Origin of the sequence: Klebsiella sp. MS 92-3 (assembly GCF_000195655.1) — a bacterium.
In the GTDB taxonomy this organism is placed as follows: Bacteria; Pseudomonadota; Gammaproteobacteria; order Enterobacterales; family Enterobacteriaceae; genus Klebsiella; species Klebsiella pneumoniae.
Window position 1 is genome coordinate 1 of the sequence record NZ_GL882789.1, and the last position, 15,495, is coordinate 15,495.

At 60.5% G+C, this 15,495-nt stretch carries 16 protein-coding genes; 11 read left to right on the forward strand and 5 right to left on the reverse strand.

The genetic code is table 11. The annotated features are described in order from the left end of the window. Positions 1-335: 335 nt before the first annotated feature. A complete protein-coding gene (locus HMPREF9538_RS17505; protein WP_002887282.1) occupies positions 336-1,457 on the forward strand; it encodes a cupin domain-containing protein in 1,122 nt (373 codons plus the stop codon). Positions 1,458-1,504: 47 nt separating this feature from the next. Here HMPREF9538_RS17505 and kacT read toward each other — a convergent pair whose 3' ends face one another. The 4 genes from kacT to cusR all read right to left on the reverse strand — a co-directional run bounded on the left by kacT (position 1,505) and on the right by cusR (position 4,524). Beyond that, positions 1,505-2,038: a type II toxin-antitoxin system toxin KacT gene (kacT, locus tag HMPREF9538_RS17500; RefSeq protein ID WP_004178461.1), complete on the reverse strand. Its 534-nt coding sequence runs from the start codon at positions 2,036-2,038 to the stop codon at positions 1,505-1,507. A gap of 10 nt (positions 2,039-2,048) precedes the next feature. Continuing rightward, positions 2,049-2,315: a type II toxin-antitoxin system antitoxin KacA gene (gene kacA, locus HMPREF9538_RS17495; protein ID WP_002887278.1), complete on the reverse strand. Its 267-nt coding sequence runs from the start codon at positions 2,313-2,315 to the stop codon at positions 2,049-2,051. Between the two features lie 102 nt (positions 2,316-2,417). After that, positions 2,418-3,851: a Cu(+)/Ag(+) sensor histidine kinase gene (locus HMPREF9538_RS17490; RefSeq protein WP_009484674.1), complete on the reverse strand. Its 1,434-nt coding sequence runs from the start codon at positions 3,849-3,851 to the stop codon at positions 2,418-2,420. Continuing rightward, a complete protein-coding gene (gene cusR / locus HMPREF9538_RS17485) occupies positions 3,841-4,524 on the reverse strand; it encodes a copper response regulator transcription factor CusR (RefSeq protein ID WP_004214143.1) in 684 nt (227 codons plus the stop codon). The genes HMPREF9538_RS17490 and cusR overlap by 11 nt, the downstream gene beginning before the upstream one ends. Before the next feature lie 171 nt (positions 4,525-4,695). Here cusR and HMPREF9538_RS17475 point away from each other — a divergent pair, with 171 nt between their 5' ends. From HMPREF9538_RS17475 to HMPREF9538_RS17455, 5 genes are all read left to right on the forward strand, one after another. Beyond that, positions 4,696-6,081, forward strand: a complete 1,386-nt coding sequence (locus HMPREF9538_RS17475; protein WP_009484676.1) for an efflux transporter outer membrane subunit — start codon at positions 4,696-4,698, stop codon at positions 6,079-6,081. Positions 6,082-6,098: 17 nt separating this feature from the next. After that, positions 6,099-6,443 carry a cation efflux system protein CusF gene (cusF, locus tag HMPREF9538_RS17470; RefSeq protein ID WP_004214146.1) on the forward strand — a complete coding sequence of 115 codons (345 nt, stop codon included), beginning with the start codon at positions 6,099-6,101 and terminating at the stop codon, positions 6,441-6,443. Between the two features lie 45 nt (positions 6,444-6,488). Further along, positions 6,489-7,751, forward strand: coding sequence for an efflux RND transporter periplasmic adaptor subunit (locus tag HMPREF9538_RS17465; RefSeq protein ID WP_004214147.1), 1,263 nt, complete (start codon positions 6,489-6,491; stop codon positions 7,749-7,751). 11 nt (positions 7,752-7,762) lie between these two features. Continuing rightward, positions 7,763-10,912, forward strand: a complete 3,150-nt coding sequence (locus HMPREF9538_RS17460) for a CusA/CzcA family heavy metal efflux RND transporter (protein ID WP_004186838.1) — start codon at positions 7,763-7,765, stop codon at positions 10,910-10,912. A gap of 72 nt (positions 10,913-10,984) precedes the next feature. Next, positions 10,985-11,332, forward strand: a complete 348-nt coding sequence (locus HMPREF9538_RS17455) for a DUF1294 domain-containing protein (protein ID WP_004186837.1) — start codon at positions 10,985-10,987, stop codon at positions 11,330-11,332. Between the two features lie 9 nt (positions 11,333-11,341). Here the strand turns inward: HMPREF9538_RS17455 and HMPREF9538_RS17450 are convergent, their stop codons facing one another. Further along, positions 11,342-11,875 carry a lipocalin family protein gene (locus HMPREF9538_RS17450; RefSeq protein ID WP_002887259.1) on the reverse strand — a complete coding sequence of 178 codons (534 nt, stop codon included), beginning with the start codon at positions 11,873-11,875 and terminating at the stop codon, positions 11,342-11,344. Positions 11,876-11,991: 116 nt separating this feature from the next. On the opposite strand from HMPREF9538_RS17450, the gene HMPREF9538_RS17445 reads away from it, so the two are divergent. From HMPREF9538_RS17445 to HMPREF9538_RS17425, 5 genes are all read left to right on the forward strand, one after another. Continuing rightward, positions 11,992-12,720, forward strand: coding sequence for a MerR family transcriptional regulator (locus HMPREF9538_RS17445; protein ID WP_002887258.1), 729 nt, complete (start codon positions 11,992-11,994; stop codon positions 12,718-12,720). Positions 12,721-12,951: 231 nt separating this feature from the next. Beyond that, positions 12,952-13,386, forward strand: a complete 435-nt coding sequence (locus tag HMPREF9538_RS17440; protein ID WP_004178448.1) for a nuclear transport factor 2 family protein — start codon at positions 12,952-12,954, stop codon at positions 13,384-13,386. Continuing rightward, positions 13,383-14,102 carry an SDR family NAD(P)-dependent oxidoreductase gene (locus tag HMPREF9538_RS17435; protein ID WP_004186834.1) on the forward strand — a complete coding sequence of 240 codons (720 nt, stop codon included), beginning with the start codon at positions 13,383-13,385 and terminating at the stop codon, positions 14,100-14,102. Before HMPREF9538_RS17440 ends, HMPREF9538_RS17435 begins: the two co-directional genes overlap by 4 nt. Further along, positions 14,099-15,358 carry an NAD(P)/FAD-dependent oxidoreductase gene (locus HMPREF9538_RS17430; RefSeq protein ID WP_009484679.1) on the forward strand — a complete coding sequence of 420 codons (1,260 nt, stop codon included), beginning with the start codon at positions 14,099-14,101 and terminating at the stop codon, positions 15,356-15,358. Before HMPREF9538_RS17435 ends, HMPREF9538_RS17430 begins: the two co-directional genes overlap by 4 nt. 1 nt (position 15,359) lies before the next feature. Beyond that, on the forward strand, positions 15,360-15,495 hold a 136-nt coding region (locus tag HMPREF9538_RS17425; RefSeq protein WP_009484680.1), incomplete at its 3' end, for a DUF1365 family protein.

A 15,495-nucleotide genomic window follows, 5' to 3' on the forward strand; every position in this document is an offset into this window, starting at 1 on the left:
GAAGTGATTCACATCTGCCGTGTCAGTGGGAGCGCATTATAGGGAGTTCGCCGGAAGTAGCAAGCGTTAAAATAGAAAAATCTTATCGACCGCTCATTATTTGAACTTTTCGCTAATTCATCTTCTTACCATTAAAGGCGCAATCCCAGTGCTCATGCGGCCTGCAGCGCAATTTACGCTAAGATCGGTTTTTGGCGAAAATGTGATTTTTCTCTCTTACCCAACGCCATTATCGCGCCGATGGTGAATTAAGCACCACTCTTGACCCACGACAATGCGCCCGCCCGGCCCTCATTTCTATAATCAGGCCCGTTTCTTCTTACTGGTAATAATCGATGGCTTATCAACTCAACATTAACTGGCCCGAGTTTTTAGAAAAATACTGGCAGAAACAGCCGGTGGTATTAAAAAACGCGTTTCCGGACTTCGTCGACCCGATTACTCCGGACGAGCTGGCCGGATTAGCCATGGAGCCGGAAGTCGACAGCCGGCTGGTCAGCCTGAAAAACGGCAAATGGCAGGCCAGCAATGGTCCTTTTGAACATTTCGACGGGCTGGGCGAAACCGGTTGGTCCCTGCTGGCCCAGGCGGTAAACCACTGGCATATGCCGGCCGCCGAGCTGGTGCGTCCGTTCCGCGTACTGCCGGACTGGCGCCTGGACGACCTGATGATCTCCTTCTCCGTCCCCGGCGGCGGTGTCGGCCCGCATATCGATCAGTATGACGTCTTTATTATTCAGGGCATGGGCAGCCGCCGCTGGCGCGTGGGTGACAAGCTGCCGATGCGTCAGTTCTGTCCGCATCCGGCACTGCTGCACGTCGATCCGTTCCCACCGATCATTGATGAAGATCTGCAGCCGGGCGACATCCTCTATATTCCACCGGGATTCCCGCACGACGGCATAACCCACGAAACCGCCCTGAACTACTCCGTCGGCTTCCGCGGGCCAAACGGCCGCGACCTGATCAGCAGCTTCGCCGACTATGTGCTGGAGAACGATCTCGGCGGCGAGCACTACAGCGATCCGGACCTCACCTGCCGCGAGCATCCGGGCCGGGTTGAAGAGTATGAACTCGAACGTCTGCGCACCATGATGATCGATATGATTCGCCAGCCGGAAGACTTCAAGCAGTGGTTCGGCAGTTTCGTCACCACCCCGCGTCACGAGCTGGATATTGCGCCGGCGGAACCACCGTATGAAGAAGAGGAAGTGGTCGATGCGCTGCTGGGTGGTGAAAAGCTTTCCCGCCTGAGCGGCCTGCGCGTTCTGCATATCGGCGACAGCTTCTTCGTGCATAGCGAACAACTCGACACCACCGATGCCGAAGCGCTGGATGCGCTGTGTCGCTATACCTCATTAGGCCAGGAAGAGCTCGGCAGCGGCCTGCAGAATCCGGCGTTCGTGAGCGAACTGACGCGGCTGATTAATCAGGGCTACTGGTACTTCGAAGAGTAAGAGAGTCGCGATACTGGGGGCAGCCGCCTGGCGCTGCCCGGTTTCTTTTATGACTCATCGTCAGTAAAGAGCTGTTCAATCGATTTGGTCGGATAAAACAGTAAGTTACTATTTTCATCCACGAGCTGTATAAACCCCAGACGAAGATAGAATGCTTTAGCCTTCTCATTAAGGGCTTCAACAAACAATCCGTAGATGCCAACGGCTTTAGACGCTCCCCACACCACTCGCATCGCATGGGCAACCAACATCTCTCCCCAGCCCTGCCCCTGAACAGATTTATCAATGGCCAGCCGCCCGAGGGTTACGCTTGGCGCATTTTGATACGGGATTTTCTTTTGCTGAGTTTTAGACGGCAACATGCCTCGCTCGAAACAACTCCCCGATAAGGTGTAATAACCCAGCAACCTGGGAACGGTATCCCCGGAGACCAGCGCATAACCCCTTAAGATTTGTCCATCGTGCTGCCGCTTGAGGTGCTCTTTTAAAAACGTATTCAGCGCTTCCTCGCCGCAATCAAATCCAGTGATATCGTAGCTGAACGCATCGGCAATCATCTCAATCGTCAGTTGCTGCTCCATTAGCTCTACCTTACCTGGTTTGTAGACGCTTCGCTGCACGTTTCAGTCGATCATTCGGGGCTGGCGGTTGGGTAATCGCCTCCATCACCAGGCTCCATGATTGCTCATTGAGGACCATTCTGCGGTGCTGCTCAATCACTTCCGCAGCACGTTCTGAGGCACTGGCAACCACAAACTGGGTAATCGTCTGATTCGAAATTGCCGCAGCTTCCTCGATGATGCTCTTATCATCATCGGTTAATCTCAAATCTATACGCTGCTTTTTAAGTGCGGGCATACGTTATCTCCGGCCTGTTGCAAACTTCATGTACGGTTATTTTCCGTACATTTAATATAGCGACAGAAAGCCACATACTCAACTATCACTCGCGGATTGCGCCTATTTCGGCAACACCACAATAAACCGCGTCGAGCGCAGATCGGACTGTGCCGCCACGCTGCCGTGGTGGGCTCCGACAATCGATTTCACAATCGCCAGGCCGATGCCGCTGCCCTCCCCTTTGCGCTGGCGCGAGGGGTCGACGCGATAGAATCGGTCAAACAGGCGCGGCAGATGCTCGGCGGCAATCGGCGTACCGGGGTTCTCCACCACCAGGCGTACCGTCTCCGCGCTTTCGCTCAACTGGATGGTCACCGCCTGGCCGGCCGGCGTGTAGCGGATCGCATTCGACAGCAGGTTGCTGATTGCCCGCCGCAGCATCAGCGGATCGCCCGTCACCCGGCAGGGGCTACCGACAAAGCGCAGCGCCACCGCTTTCTCTTCCGCCCACGCCTCGAAAAACTCAAACACCTTATGCACTTCATCGGCCAGATCCAGCGCCTGTTGCTCAGGGATCAGCTGGTTATTATCCGCCTGGGCGAGGAACAACATATCACTGACCATCCGCGACATCCGCGAGAACTCTTCGAGATTGGAATACAACACCTCTTCCAGCTCCTGCTGGCTGCGGCTCTGGCTTAAGGCGATTTCAGTTTGCGTCACCAGGTTAGTGATCGGCGTGCGGATTTCATGGGCGATATCGGCGGAGAAGTTGGACTGGCGGGTAAAGACATCCTCTATGCGCTCCAGCATATGGTTAAACGACAGCGCCAGCCGCTCCAGCTCGACAGGCACCGCCTGCGGGTCAAGGCGCACATCGAGATCCCGCGAGGTAATATTCTGGATCTGGCGACTGATCTGGCGGATCGGCTTATGCCCCTGGTAGACCACAAACAGCACGATGGCGATGATCAGCAAACTGATTATCGACGCCGCGGAGATCAGCTTCGCTTTCAGCTCATTAATATAGTGCAGGTGAAAATCGATGGATAAGGCCATCAGCAGGTGGTACGCCGGTTTACCGTCCGCCTGCTTGCCCAGCGGCAGCATGATCAACCGCCAGGCGCGGGTCTCCAGTGGATGATTATCGTGCGCCATTGCCCGCGGCTGCGGGTCGGTCCATGAAATCACATTCCCGTCGCGGAGCTGCATCGCCAGCCCCGGCGTACTCAGCATATGGCTGAGATCCGGCCCGTTGGGCGACTGGAAGAGAATATTGCCCTGGTCATCGTCCAGGCAGATGAAGACGTTGGCGTAGCCCGCAATGATATTCCTCACGATCTCCAGCCGTCGCGCCGGCGGGTAGTCAGCGTGGTCGAGGACCGTCTCCAGGGTGGTGCTGAGCTGCCTGAGATCGTGAACGTCGCGCTCTTCAAAGTGGGCCTTCACCGAATGGATCATGATCCAGGTGAAGGCGAAGAAGGCAATGACGGTGGCGAGGCTAATAAAGAAGGTCAGCCGGGTGGCCAGGGAAAAGGGGCGCTTAGCGGCCATCCGGCACCTCAAGCATATAGCCGACGCCGCGCACGGTCTGGATCAGCTTCGGCTCGAAGTCGTTATCAATTTTGGCGCGCAGCCGCTTCACCGCCACGTCAATGGCGTTAGTGTCGCTGTCGAAGTTCATATCCCACACCTGCGAGGCAATTAACGAACGGGGCAGCACCTCGCCCTGATGACGCAGGAAGAACTCCAGCAGCGTGAATTCCTTACTGGTCAGGGTGATGCGGGTGGCGCCGCGCGTCACCTTGCGGCTGACCAAATCGACGCTGAGATCGGCCGCCTGAAACTGGCTTTCGACGATGACCGCCGCCCCGCGGCGCAGCAGAGTGCGCACCCGCGCCAGCAGCTCCGCAAAGGCGAACGGTTTTACCAGATAGTCGTCAGCGCCCAACTCCAGCCCCTTCACCCGATGCTCAATGGTGCCCAACGCGGTAAGCAGCAGGATCGGCATGCCTTTCCCGGCGGTGCGCAGCATGCGCACGATATCCCAACCGTTCACATCGGGCAGCATGATGTCGAGGATCAGCAGATCGTAATCGCTGGTCATCGCCAGGTGATAGCCGTTGAGGCCGTTATCGGCCAGGTCGACGACGAAGCCGGCCTCGGTGAGCCCTTTGGTCAGGTACTCTCCGGTTTTCTTCTCATCTTCGACAATCAAAATCTTCACGGCAGGCTCCTTCACGCGCGCTTTGTGCGGGTATTCAATTTTAGAGGAGCGCCTCCGGATAGCAATGAAATATCAGGAAAATGACAGCTTTGTCATTTTCCCGTCACGCCCTGAACAGAGCCCGCTACGTAAAGTAGCCGCCATGGATAAATCGTCGAAACTTCTGCCGCCATGCGTTCAATACAGCTACTTACCCTCAGCGTGATATTTGCCTTAACCGGCTGTCTGTCGCTCGCTCCGGACTACCAGCGCCCTATCGCGCCGGTGCCGCAGCAGTTCTCTCTCAGCCAGAACAAGCTGGTTACTGCAACAGCGGGCTACCAGGAGACCGGCTGGCGCACCTTTTTCGTCGACCCGCAGGTGAAAAGCCTGATTAGCACCGCGCTGACCAACAACCGCGATCTGCGGATGGCGACGCTGAAAGTGCAGGAAGCCCGCGCCCAGTACCGGGTAACCGACGCCGACCGCTACCCGCAGCTTAACGGTGACGGCAGCACCACCTATGGCGGCAAGCTCAAAGGCGACACCACCACCAGCAGCGATTATGCCGCCGGCTTAAACCTCAGCTACGACCTCGATTTCTTTGGCCGGCTGAAAAACCTTAGCGAGGCCGACCGACAGAACTTCTTCGCCAGCGAAGAGGCACGGCGCGCAGTGCATATCCTGTTGATTGCTAACGTTTCACAAAGCTACTTCAACCAGCGGCTGGCGGCAGCGCAGCTGCAGGTGGCCAACGATACCTTACAGAACTATCAGCAGTCTTACGCCTTCGTTGAAAAACAGCTGCTGACCGGGAGCACCACCGTGCTGGCGCTGGAGCAGGCGCGCGGCATGATCGAAAGCACCCGCGCCGATATCGCCAAACGTCAGGGCCAGCTGGCGCAGGCCAATAACGCCCTGCAGCTACTGCTCGGCAGCTATCAACATCTGCCGGACGATAGCGCCAGCAGCGCGGTAGACCTGCAAGGCGTAACCCTGCCGCCATCGCTCTCCTCAGCGATCCTGCTGCAGCGGCCGGATATTCTGGAAGCCGAACACAGCCTGCAAGCGGCCAACGCCAATATCGGCGCCGCACGGGCGGCCTTCTTCCCGTCGATCACCCTAACCAGCTCGCTCTCCGGCAGCAGCAGCGAGCTCTCCAGCCTGTTTAACGCCGGCGGCGCGATGTGGAACTTTATCCCCAAAATTGAACTGCCGATTTTCAACGCCGGGCGTAATCAGGCCAGCCTCGATCTGGCGGAGATCCGCCAGCAGCAGCAGGTGGTCAACTATGAACAAAAAATCCAGTCCGCCTTTAAAGAGGTGGCCGACGCGCTGGCCCTGCGCCAGAGCCTGGCCGATCAGATTGCCGCCCAGCAGCGCTATCTCGCCTCGCTGAATATCACCCTGCAGCGCGCCACTGCGCTCTATCGCCACGGCGCGGTCAGCTATATCGAAGTCCTGAGCGCCCAGCGCGATATTTTCACCACCCGACAAACCCTGCTGGAACTCAACTATTCCCGTCAGGCTAATGAAATCACCCTGTTCACCGCCCTCGGCGGCGGCTGGATGGAATAACCCAAGGAGTCTTGATGATGAATTCACTATCTAAAATAACCCTGTTCACCCTGCTCTCTGGCGCGGTGTTCGCCGCCCAGGCCGCCGACCCGCACGCCGGTATGGTGATGCACGAGCAGCCCGCCGCCGCGCAGGCGCAAAGCATCCGCGGCAAAGGCGTCATTAAAGCTATTGATATGGATAACAAAAAAATCACTATCGCCCACGAGGCCATCCCGGCGGTGAACTGGCCGCCGATGACCATGCGCTTCACCATCACCCCGCAGACGCAGCTCAACAATGTAAAGGATGGCGACAGCGTGGACTTCACCTTCGTTCAGCAGGGCAATCTGTCGTTGTTACAGGATATCCGCGCCCAATAACGGCCCGGCGACGGTAGCCCCCCTCAATAACTGAATGGACGACACATGGCATCCCTGACACTGAAAAATACGGCGCTGATCCTTGGCAGCATGCTGATTGGCGGCGCGCTTACCGCGGCGCTGTACGCCCGATGGGCACCGACCCAATCTGCCGCTCCGGCGGCCGAGCAGCAGCGTAAAGTGCTGTTCTGGTACGACCCGATGTACCCGAACACCCGCTTCGATAAACCGGGTAAATCGCCGTTTATGGATATGGATCTGGTGCCGAAATACGCCGATGAGGAGCATGCCGCCGCCGGTGCGCCGGGGGTGCGTATCGACCCGACGCAGACCCAGAATCTTGGGGTGAAAACCGCCGCCGTCACCCGCGGGCCGCTGCGCTACGCCCAGACCTTCCCGGCCAACATCAGCTATAACGAGTACCAGTATGTGATTATGCAGGCGCGGGCGGCGGGCTTTATCAATAAAGTCTATCCGTTGACCGTCGGCGACAAAGTGAAACAAGGCACGCCGCTGCTCGAGCTGACCATCCCGGACTGGGTGGAAGCGCAGAGCGAATATCTGCTATTGCAGGAGACCGGGGGCACCGCTACGCAGGTCGAGGGGATCCTCGAGCGTCTACGTCTCGCCGGAATGCCGGATGACGATATCCGCCGCCTGAAAGCCACGCGTAAAATCCAGACCCGCTTTACTCTCAAAGCACCGATCGATGGCGTTATTACCGCCTTCGATCTGCGCGCCGGAATGAACATCGCCAAAGATAACGTGGTGGCGAAAATTCAGGGCATGGATCCGGTGTGGGTCAGCGTGGCGGTCCCGGAATCCATCGCCTGGCTGATTAAAGACGCCTCGCAGTTCAGCATTCAGGTTCCCGCCTGGCCGGGCAAAACCTTCCGCATCAGCAAATGGACCCTTCTCCCCAGCGTCGATAGCGCCACCCGCACCCTGCAGCTGCGCCTGCAGGTCAACAACCCGGATGAAGCGCTGAAGCCGGGGATGAACGCCTACCTGCAGCTGACCAGCGAAAGCGCCCCGATGCTGCTGATCCCCTCCAAAGCGCTGATCGACAGCGGCAGCGAGCAGCGAGTGATTACCGTGGATAACGAGGGCCGCTTCGTGCCGAAAATCGTGCAGGTATTCCATGAATCCGCCGGCGTCACGGCCATTCGCAGCGGGCTGCAGGAGGGTGAGAAAGTCGTCGCCAGCGGCCTGTTCCTGATCGACTCGGAGGCCAATATCGCCGGCGCGCTGGAGCGCATGCGCGCGCAGGCCCCTGATGCCGCGGCCTCTGCCGCCCACGCGCACTAAGGAACGGAACCATGATTGAATGGATTATCCGCCGCTCGGTGGCCAACCGCTTCCTGGTGATGATGGCGGCGCTGTTTCTCAGCATCTGGGGAACCTGGACCATCATCCACACCCCGGTAGACGCCCTGCCGGATCTCTCTGATGTACAGGTGATCGTCAAAACCCGCTATCCGGGACAGGCGCCGCAGATCGTCGAAAACCAGGTCACCTGGCCGCTGACCACCACCATGCTGTCGGTCCCCGGCGCCAAAACGGTTCGCGGCTTCTCGCAATTCGGCGACTCCTACGTATACGTGATTTTTGAAGACGGCACCGATCCTTACTGGGCGCGATCGCGGGTGCTGGAGTATCTCAACCAGGTACAGGGCAAACTTCCCGCCGGGGTCAGCGCCGAAATGGGCCCGGACGCCACCGGCGTCGGCTGGGTCTTCGAGTACGCGCTGGTCGACCGCAGCGGCAAGCACGACCTCGCCGAACTGCGCTCCCTACAGGACTGGTTCTTAAAATATGAGCTGAAAACCATCCCTAACGTCTCGGAAGTGGCGTCGGTGGGCGGCGTGGTCAAGGAGTATCAGATTGTCGTCGACCCGATGAAGCTGACCCAGTACGGCATCAGCCTCGGCGAGGTGAAATCGGCGCTGGACGCCTCTAACCAGGAGGCGGGCGGCTCTTCCGTCGAACTGGCGGAAGCCGAATATATGGTGCGCGCCAGCGGCTACCTGCAGACGCTCGACGACTTCAAAAATATCGTGCTGAAAACCGGGGATAACGGCGTGCCGGTTTATCTCGGCGACGTCGCGCGGGTACAGATCGGCCCGGAGATGCGCCGCGGAATCGCCGAGCTTAACGGCGAAGGCGAAGTGGCCGGCGGCGTGGTGATCCTGCGCTCCGGCAAGAACGCCCGCGAAGTGATCTCCGCGGTCAAAGCGAAGCTGGCGTCGCTGCAAAGCAGCCTGCCGGAAGGGGTTGAAGTGGTCACCACCTACGACCGCAGCCAGCTTATCGACCGCGCCATCGACAACCTCAGCCACAAGCTGCTGGAAGAGTTTATCGTCGTCGCCCTGGTCTGCGCCCTGTTCCTGTGGCACGTGCGCTCGGCGCTGGTGGCAATTATCTCGCTGCCGCTCGGCCTGTGCTTCGCCTTTATCATGATGCATTTCCAGGGGCTCAACGCCAACATCATGTCGCTGGGCGGGATCGCCATTGCGGTGGGAGCGATGGTCGATGCCGCCATCGTGATGATTGAGAACGCCCATAAGCGGCTGGAGGAGTGGGAACATCAGCACCCGGGAGAGAAGCTCAGCAACGACACACGCTGGAAAATCATTACCGAGGCCTCGGTGGAGGTCGGCCCGGCGCTGTTTATCAGCCTGCTGATCATCACCCTGTCGTTTATCCCGATTTTCACCCTCGAAGGCCAGGAGGGCAAACTGTTCGGCCCGCTGGCCTTCACCAAAACCTGGTCGATGGCCGGGGCGGCGCTGCTGGCGATCGTGGCGATCCCGATCCTGATGGGCTTCTGGATCCGCGGCAGGATCCCGGCGGAGAGCAGCAATCCGCTGAATCGCTTTTTGATCCGCATTTATCACCCGCTGCTGCTGAAGGTCCTGCACTGGCCGAAGACTACCCTGCTGATTGCGCTCCTGTCGATCCTGACGGTTGCCTGGCCGCTTAACCGGGTCGGCGGCGAGTTTCTGCCGCAGATCAACGAGGGCGATCTGCTGTATATGCCGTCCACGCTGCCGGGGATCTCCGCTGCGCAGGCGGCGGATATGCTGCAGAAAACCGATAAGCTGATCATGACGGTGCCGGAAGTGGCAAGGGTGTTCGGCAAAACCGGCAAGGCCGAAACCGCCACCGACTCGGCGCCGCTGGAGATGGTGGAGACCACCATTCAGCTCAAGCCGCAGGATCAATGGCGACCGGGGATGACCATGGAGAAGATCGTCGAGGAGCTGGATAAAACCGTGCGCCTGCCGGGACTGGCGAACCTGTGGGTGCCGCCGATCCGCAACCGCATCGACATGCTCTCCACCGGCATCAAGAGCCCGATTGGCATTAAAGTTTCCGGCACCAACCTGGCCGATATCGACGCCATCGCCGGGCAAATTGAAGTGGTGGCGCGCAGCGTGCCGGGAGTCACTTCGGCATTAGCCGAGCGGCTGGTCGGCGGGCGCTACCTTAACATTGATATTCATCGTGAGAAGGCGGCCCGCTACGGGATGACCGTCGGCGACGTGCAGTTGTTCGTCTCGTCCGCCATCGGCGGGGCGATGGTTGGCGAAACGGTAGAGGGCGTCGAGCGCTATCCGATCAACATCCGCTACCCGCAGAGCTATCGCGACAGCCCGGAGACCCTGCGCCAGCTGCCGATCCTCACGCCGCTGAAGCAACAGATTGTCCTCGGCGACGTGGCTGAGGTGAAAGTGGTCACCGGACCATCGATGCTGAAGACCGAGAACGCCCGCCCGACCAGTTGGATCTACATCGACGCCCGCGACCGCGACATGGTGTCGGTAGTGCACGATCTGCAGCAGGCCATCGGCAAGGAGGTGAAGCTGAAGCCGGGCATCAGTGTGTCCTACTCCGGGCAGTTTGAGCTGCTGGAGCGCGCCAATCAGAAGCTGAAGCTGATGGTGCCGATGACGCTGATGATTATCTTCGTGCTGCTGTATCTGGCGTTCCGCCGCGTCGGCGAAGCACTGCTGATTATCACCAGCGTGCCGTTCGCCCTTGTGGGCGGGATCTGGTTCCTCTACTGGATGGGGTTCCATCTGTCGGTGGCCACCGGTACCGGCTTTATCGCCCTCGCCGGGGTGGCGGCAGAATTTGGCGTGGTGATGTTGATGTACCTGCGCCACGCCATCGAGGCCGAGCCATCGCTGGAGAATCCGCAGACTTTCAGCGTCGATAAGCTCGACGAGGCGCTGTACCAGGGGGCGGTGCTGCGCGTTCGGCCGAAGGCGATGACCGTGGCGGTGATTATCGCCGGCCTGCTGCCGATTTTATGGGGCACCGGCGCCGGTTCGGAAGTCATGAGCCGTATCGCCGCGCCGATGATTGGCGGGATGATCACCGCCCCGCTGCTGTCGCTGTTTATCATTCCGGCGGCGTATAAGCTGATGTGGCTGTCCCGGCATCGGGGCAAGCGTAGCCAATAGCCCGCCGCGTTTACGCCGGTCCGGGAAATTGGCTATAGTGGCGCCATTCTTCTGGCCGGCGTGAACGTCCCTATGAATCTGAACCTGGTATGTTATTCCCTGCTGCTGCTCACCGCCGTGGGCAGCGCCCTGCTGCCCTACCCGCTGGCGATGTGGTTTTTACTGAGCAGCCTCCTGACATGGCTTATCTATGGCGCCGACAAGCTGGCGGCGCGCAATGCCTGGCGCCGGGTGCCGGAAACCACGCTGCTGGTGCTGGGCCTGGCGGGAGGCTGGCCGGGGGCCATCCTCGGCCAGCAGTGCTTTCGCCATAAAACGCAAAAGCAGCCCTTCCGGACGCGGTTTTTCATCAGCGTAGCGCTCAACGTGGCGGCGCTGGCCGGGCTGTACGTGGTTTATACCCATCTGCTCAGCCGCTAAGCGGCGAGGCTAGCGCGGCGTCTGGCGGATCCACACCAGGCGATCGACGTCAAAGCCCAGCTCGCGCGCGGTATTCAGGTAATCCTGCTTCACCGCCGCCGGAATGGTGGGGGTTCGCGACAGGATCCACAGATAGTCGCGGTTGGGGCCGCTGACCAGCGCGTACTGGTAGTCGTCGTCCAGGCGGATCACGTTATAGCCGCCGTAGAACGGCCCGAAGAACGACACCTTCAGCGCCGCAGTGGTGGGGGCGCCGGTGAAATAGGCTTTCCCGTCGCTCTCATTCCAGCGTTTTTTGACCGGGTCATAACCGCGGTTGACGACGCTGATCCCTCCGTCGCTGCGGGCGCCGTAGGTGGCGGTCACCTGCTCCAGGCCTCGCTCGAAGCGATTCTCCAGGCGGGCGACCTCATACCATTTCCCGAGATAACGGCTGGCGTCAAACCCGCTAATCGGCTGAACGCCCTTCGGCGGCGTGGGCGATTTGCAGGCCACCAGGGTTAACGCGATAGCGACGCCGGTGACAACAGGCCATAGCTTCATGAGAACTCCTTTCATTTACGCGGTTGGGGAAAGTGTAGTGCAAAGCCACTACACTTCACGCCAGCCGTCGTGATTCGTAGTATATTGAGAATATTCTTTGTTAACAGGTGGCCTCCATGCCTTACTCCATCGGCGAATTTGCCCGACTATGCGGGATAAATGCGACCACGCTTCGCGCCTGGCAGCGCCGCTACGGCCTGCTTAAGCCGCTGCGCACCGATGGTGGACACCGTCTGTACAGCGATGACGACGTCCAGCAGGCGCTGAAGATCCTCGACTGGGTGAAAAAAGGGGTGCCGGTCAGCCAGGTGAAACCCCTGCTGTCGCGCCCCGGCGCGCGGCGCACCAATAACTGGCTGACGCTGCAGGAGACCATGCTGCAGCGGCTGAAAGAGGGAAAAATCGAGTCCCTGCGCCAGCTGATCTACGACGCCGGGCGCGAATATCCGCGCCAGGAGCTGGTAACCGAAGTGCTGCGTCCGCTGCGCAGCCAGGTCTCCGCCAACGTGCCGGCCATCATGACGCTGCGCGAAATTCTCGACGGCATCATCATCGCCTATACCTCGTTTTGCCTCGAAGGCGACAAGAAGGCGCCCGGGGACAACTTTCTGATCACCGGCTGGCACCTGACCGACGCCTGCGAAATCTGGCTTGAGGCGCTCAAACGTACCGGCCAGGGCCATCGCATCGACGTTCTGCCGGTGCCTCCCGCCGCCCTGGCGCCGGAGATTTTTCCCCAGCGCAACTGGCTGCTGGTCACCAGCGGCAAACTCTCCGCTGCCCGCCAGAGGCAGGTCGAACTCTGGCAGCAGCAGGTCGTCTCCCTCGAGGTGATCCCGCTCTAACCCCCTGTTTTCACTTACCTCTACGCTCTGTTCCGCCAGCGCCCGGTGGCGCGGCGGGCTCACGCTTGCCCTTTGCACCACCCGTGATTTTCACTCCTTAAAACACCAATCATAACAACATGATTTTTAACACAAATAAAATATATTTTTCTACAAACTTGGACAAATAATTTTATTTGTGTAAGTTTTAAGTATGCCATTACGCTACCGTATCTAGCCAGGATGTGATCCATGAGCACCTCGCCGTCCGTGATTCGTCGTTTCGTTGAGTACTACGCCGGGCTGGATGCACAGCCGCCCGCAGCGCTGGCCGCGCTGTACCATCCGGACGCGACGCTGAGCGATCCTTTTGGTCAGCATCAGGGGCTGTTCGCCATTCAGCGCTACTTTACCCATCTGCTGGCCAACGTGGAGCAGTGCCGGTTCACCATCGACACGCCGCTTTGCGACGGCCAGCGGTTCGCCGTGACCTGGACCATGCACTGGTCGCATCCGCGCATTGCCGGTGGAGAAACGCTGGCCCTGCCGGGCTGCTCGGTGGTGGACATCGCCGGGGAGCAGGTTCTCCATCAGCGCGACTACTACGACGCCGGGGAGATGATCTACGAGCATCTTCCCCTGCTGGGCTGGGCGGTACGCGGCGTGAAGCGGAGGGTGCGCTCATGATGACGGTGCTCATCACCGGCGCCAGCTCCGGGATCGGCGCCGGCCTGGCGAAATCCTTCGCGGCGGATGGCCATCTGGTCATCGCCTGCGGGCGCGATGCGTCGCGCCTGGCAGCGCTCCAGCAGCTCAGCCCCAACATCAGCGTACGCCTGTTCGATATGACAGACAGGGACGCCTGTCGCCAGGCGCTGACAGGCTGTTTTGCCGACCTGATCATTCTCTGCGCCGGGACCTGCGAATACCTCGACCACGGACAGGTGGATGCCGCCCTCGTGGAGCGGGTGATGGCCACCAACTTCCTCGGGCCGGTGAACTGCCTGGCGGCGCTGCAGACGCAGCTGGAGGCAGGCGATCGGGTGGTGCTGGTCAGCTCCATGGCGCACTGGCTGCCCTTTCCGCGCGCGGAAGCCTATGGCGCCTCCAAGGCGGCGCTGAGCTGGTTTGCTAACAGCCTGCGTCTGGACTGGGAGTCGAAAGGGGTCGCCGTCACGGTGGTCTCTCCGGGCTTCGTCGACACCCCGCTGACGCGCAAAAACGACTTCGCCATGCCCGGTCGGGTGAGCGTAGATCGGGCGGTGGCGGCGATCCGCCACGGTCTGGCGAAGGGCAAAAACCACATCGCCTTCCCCACCGGCTTCAGCCTGGCCCTGCGGCTGCTAGCCAGCCTGCCATCGGGTATCCAGCGCCTGCTGTTGCGCAGGATGGTGCGCTCATGAACATCGCCATCATCGGCAGCGGCATCGCCGGGCTGACCTGCGCCTGGCGACTGGCCGGACACCATCAGGTAACGCTGTTCGAAGCGGGCGCCACGCCGGGCGGCCACACCGCCACCGTGGATGTCGCCACGCCGCAGGGCACCTGGGCCATCGATACCGGATTTATCGTCTACAACGATCGCACCTATCCGCGCTTTATGGGCCTGCTCAGCGAGCTGGGGATCGCCGGGCAAAAAACGCAGATGAGCTTCTCGGTCCACAACCCGGCCAGCGGCCTGGAGTACAACGGCCACAGCCTGACCTCGCTCTTCGCCCAGCGGCGCAATCTGCTGAAGCCGGCCTTCTGGGGACTGCTGAGCGAGATCGTCCGCTTCAACCGGCTGGCGAAACTGGCGCTGACCGAGGCGCTGGATCCAGGCGCGACGCTGGAGAGCTTCCTCACCCGCCACCGCTTCAGCCCCTTCTTCGCCCGCCACTATATTCTGCCGATGGGGGCGGCCATCTGGTCGTCGTCGCTGCAGGAGATGCGCCGCTTCCCGCTGCCGCTGTTTTTGCGCTTCTTTGAAAACCACGGTCTGCTGGATATTCGCGATCGCCCGCAATGGTACGTGGTGCCCGGCGGTTCCCGGGAATACGTCCGCGCCCTGCTCGCCAGGCTCGGCGATCGTCTGGATCTACGCCTCAACGCGCCGGTGCAGCAGGTGGACCGCCACCCGGCGGGGGTCACCCTGCGGCTGGCGTCCGGGGAGGCGCATTTTGACCAGGTGATCTTCGCCTGCCACTCCGCGCAGGCCCTGGCGATGCTGGCGGCGCCCACCGATTCCGAACGAGAAGTCCTTGGGGACATCGGCTGGCAGCGTAACGAGGTGGTGTTGCACAGCGATCCGCGCTGGCTGCCGGAGCGCCAGCGCGCCTGGGCCAGCTGGAACTATCGCCTGAGCGACGGGGATCGGGCCCGGGCCTGCGTCACCTACAACATGAATATTCTCCAGGGGCTGCCCGCGGGCGCGCCGCTGTTCTGCGTCACCCTGAACCCGGACGCGCCGGTGGACGATCGCTACGTCTGGCAGCGCTTCGTCTATGAGCATCCGCTGTTTAACCCGCAAAGCTGGTCGGCCCAGCTGCGGCGCGAAGAGATTAACGGCCAGCAGCGGAGCTGGTACTGCGGCGCCTACTGGTACAACGGCTTTCATGAGGATGGGGTGCGCAGCGCGCTCGACGTGGTGCAGGGCATCGCCGTGGCGGAGGGCAACTGAAATGAACAGCTGCCTCTATCAGGGCGTCCTGCGCCACCGTCGCCTGCAGCCGAAGGCGCACCACTTCGTCTACCGCCTGTTTATGGCCTGGCTCGACCTCGACGAACTGGACAAGCTGCCTGAGGCGGGCATCCGCC

Coding starts and splice junctions, on each gene's coding strand:
- HMPREF9538_RS17435 (WP_004186834.1), top strand. CDS start 13,383: ATGATGACGGTGCTCATCACCGGCGCCAGCTCCGGGATCGGCGCCGGC.
- HMPREF9538_RS17460 (WP_004186838.1), top strand. CDS start 7,763: ATGATTGAATGGATTATCCGCCGCTCGGTGGCCAACCGCTTCCTGGTG.
- HMPREF9538_RS17505 (WP_002887282.1), top strand. CDS start 336: ATGGCTTATCAACTCAACATTAACTGGCCCGAGTTTTTAGAAAAATAC.
- HMPREF9538_RS17490 (WP_009484674.1), bottom strand. CDS start 3,851: ATGGCCGCTAAGCGCCCCTTTTCCCTGGCCACCCGGCTGACCTTCTTT.
- HMPREF9538_RS17430 (WP_009484679.1), top strand. CDS start 14,099: ATGAACATCGCCATCATCGGCAGCGGCATCGCCGGGCTGACCTGCGCC.
- HMPREF9538_RS17455 (WP_004186837.1), top strand. CDS start 10,985: ATGAATCTGAACCTGGTATGTTATTCCCTGCTGCTGCTCACCGCCGTG.
- HMPREF9538_RS17475 (WP_009484676.1), top strand. CDS start 4,696: ATGCGTTCAATACAGCTACTTACCCTCAGCGTGATATTTGCCTTAACC.
- HMPREF9538_RS17450 (WP_002887259.1), bottom strand. CDS start 11,875: ATGAAGCTATGGCCTGTTGTCACCGGCGTCGCTATCGCGTTAACCCTG.
- kacT (WP_004178461.1), bottom strand. CDS start 2,038: ATGGAGCAGCAACTGACGATTGAGATGATTGCCGATGCGTTCAGCTAC.
- HMPREF9538_RS17440 (WP_004178448.1), top strand. CDS start 12,952: ATGAGCACCTCGCCGTCCGTGATTCGTCGTTTCGTTGAGTACTACGCC.
- HMPREF9538_RS17445 (WP_002887258.1), top strand. CDS start 11,992: ATGCCTTACTCCATCGGCGAATTTGCCCGACTATGCGGGATAAATGCG.
- HMPREF9538_RS17465 (WP_004214147.1), top strand. CDS start 6,489: ATGGCATCCCTGACACTGAAAAATACGGCGCTGATCCTTGGCAGCATG.
- cusF (WP_004214146.1), top strand. CDS start 6,099: ATGAATTCACTATCTAAAATAACCCTGTTCACCCTGCTCTCTGGCGCG.
- kacA (WP_002887278.1), bottom strand. CDS start 2,315: ATGCCCGCACTTAAAAAGCAGCGTATAGATTTGAGATTAACCGATGAT.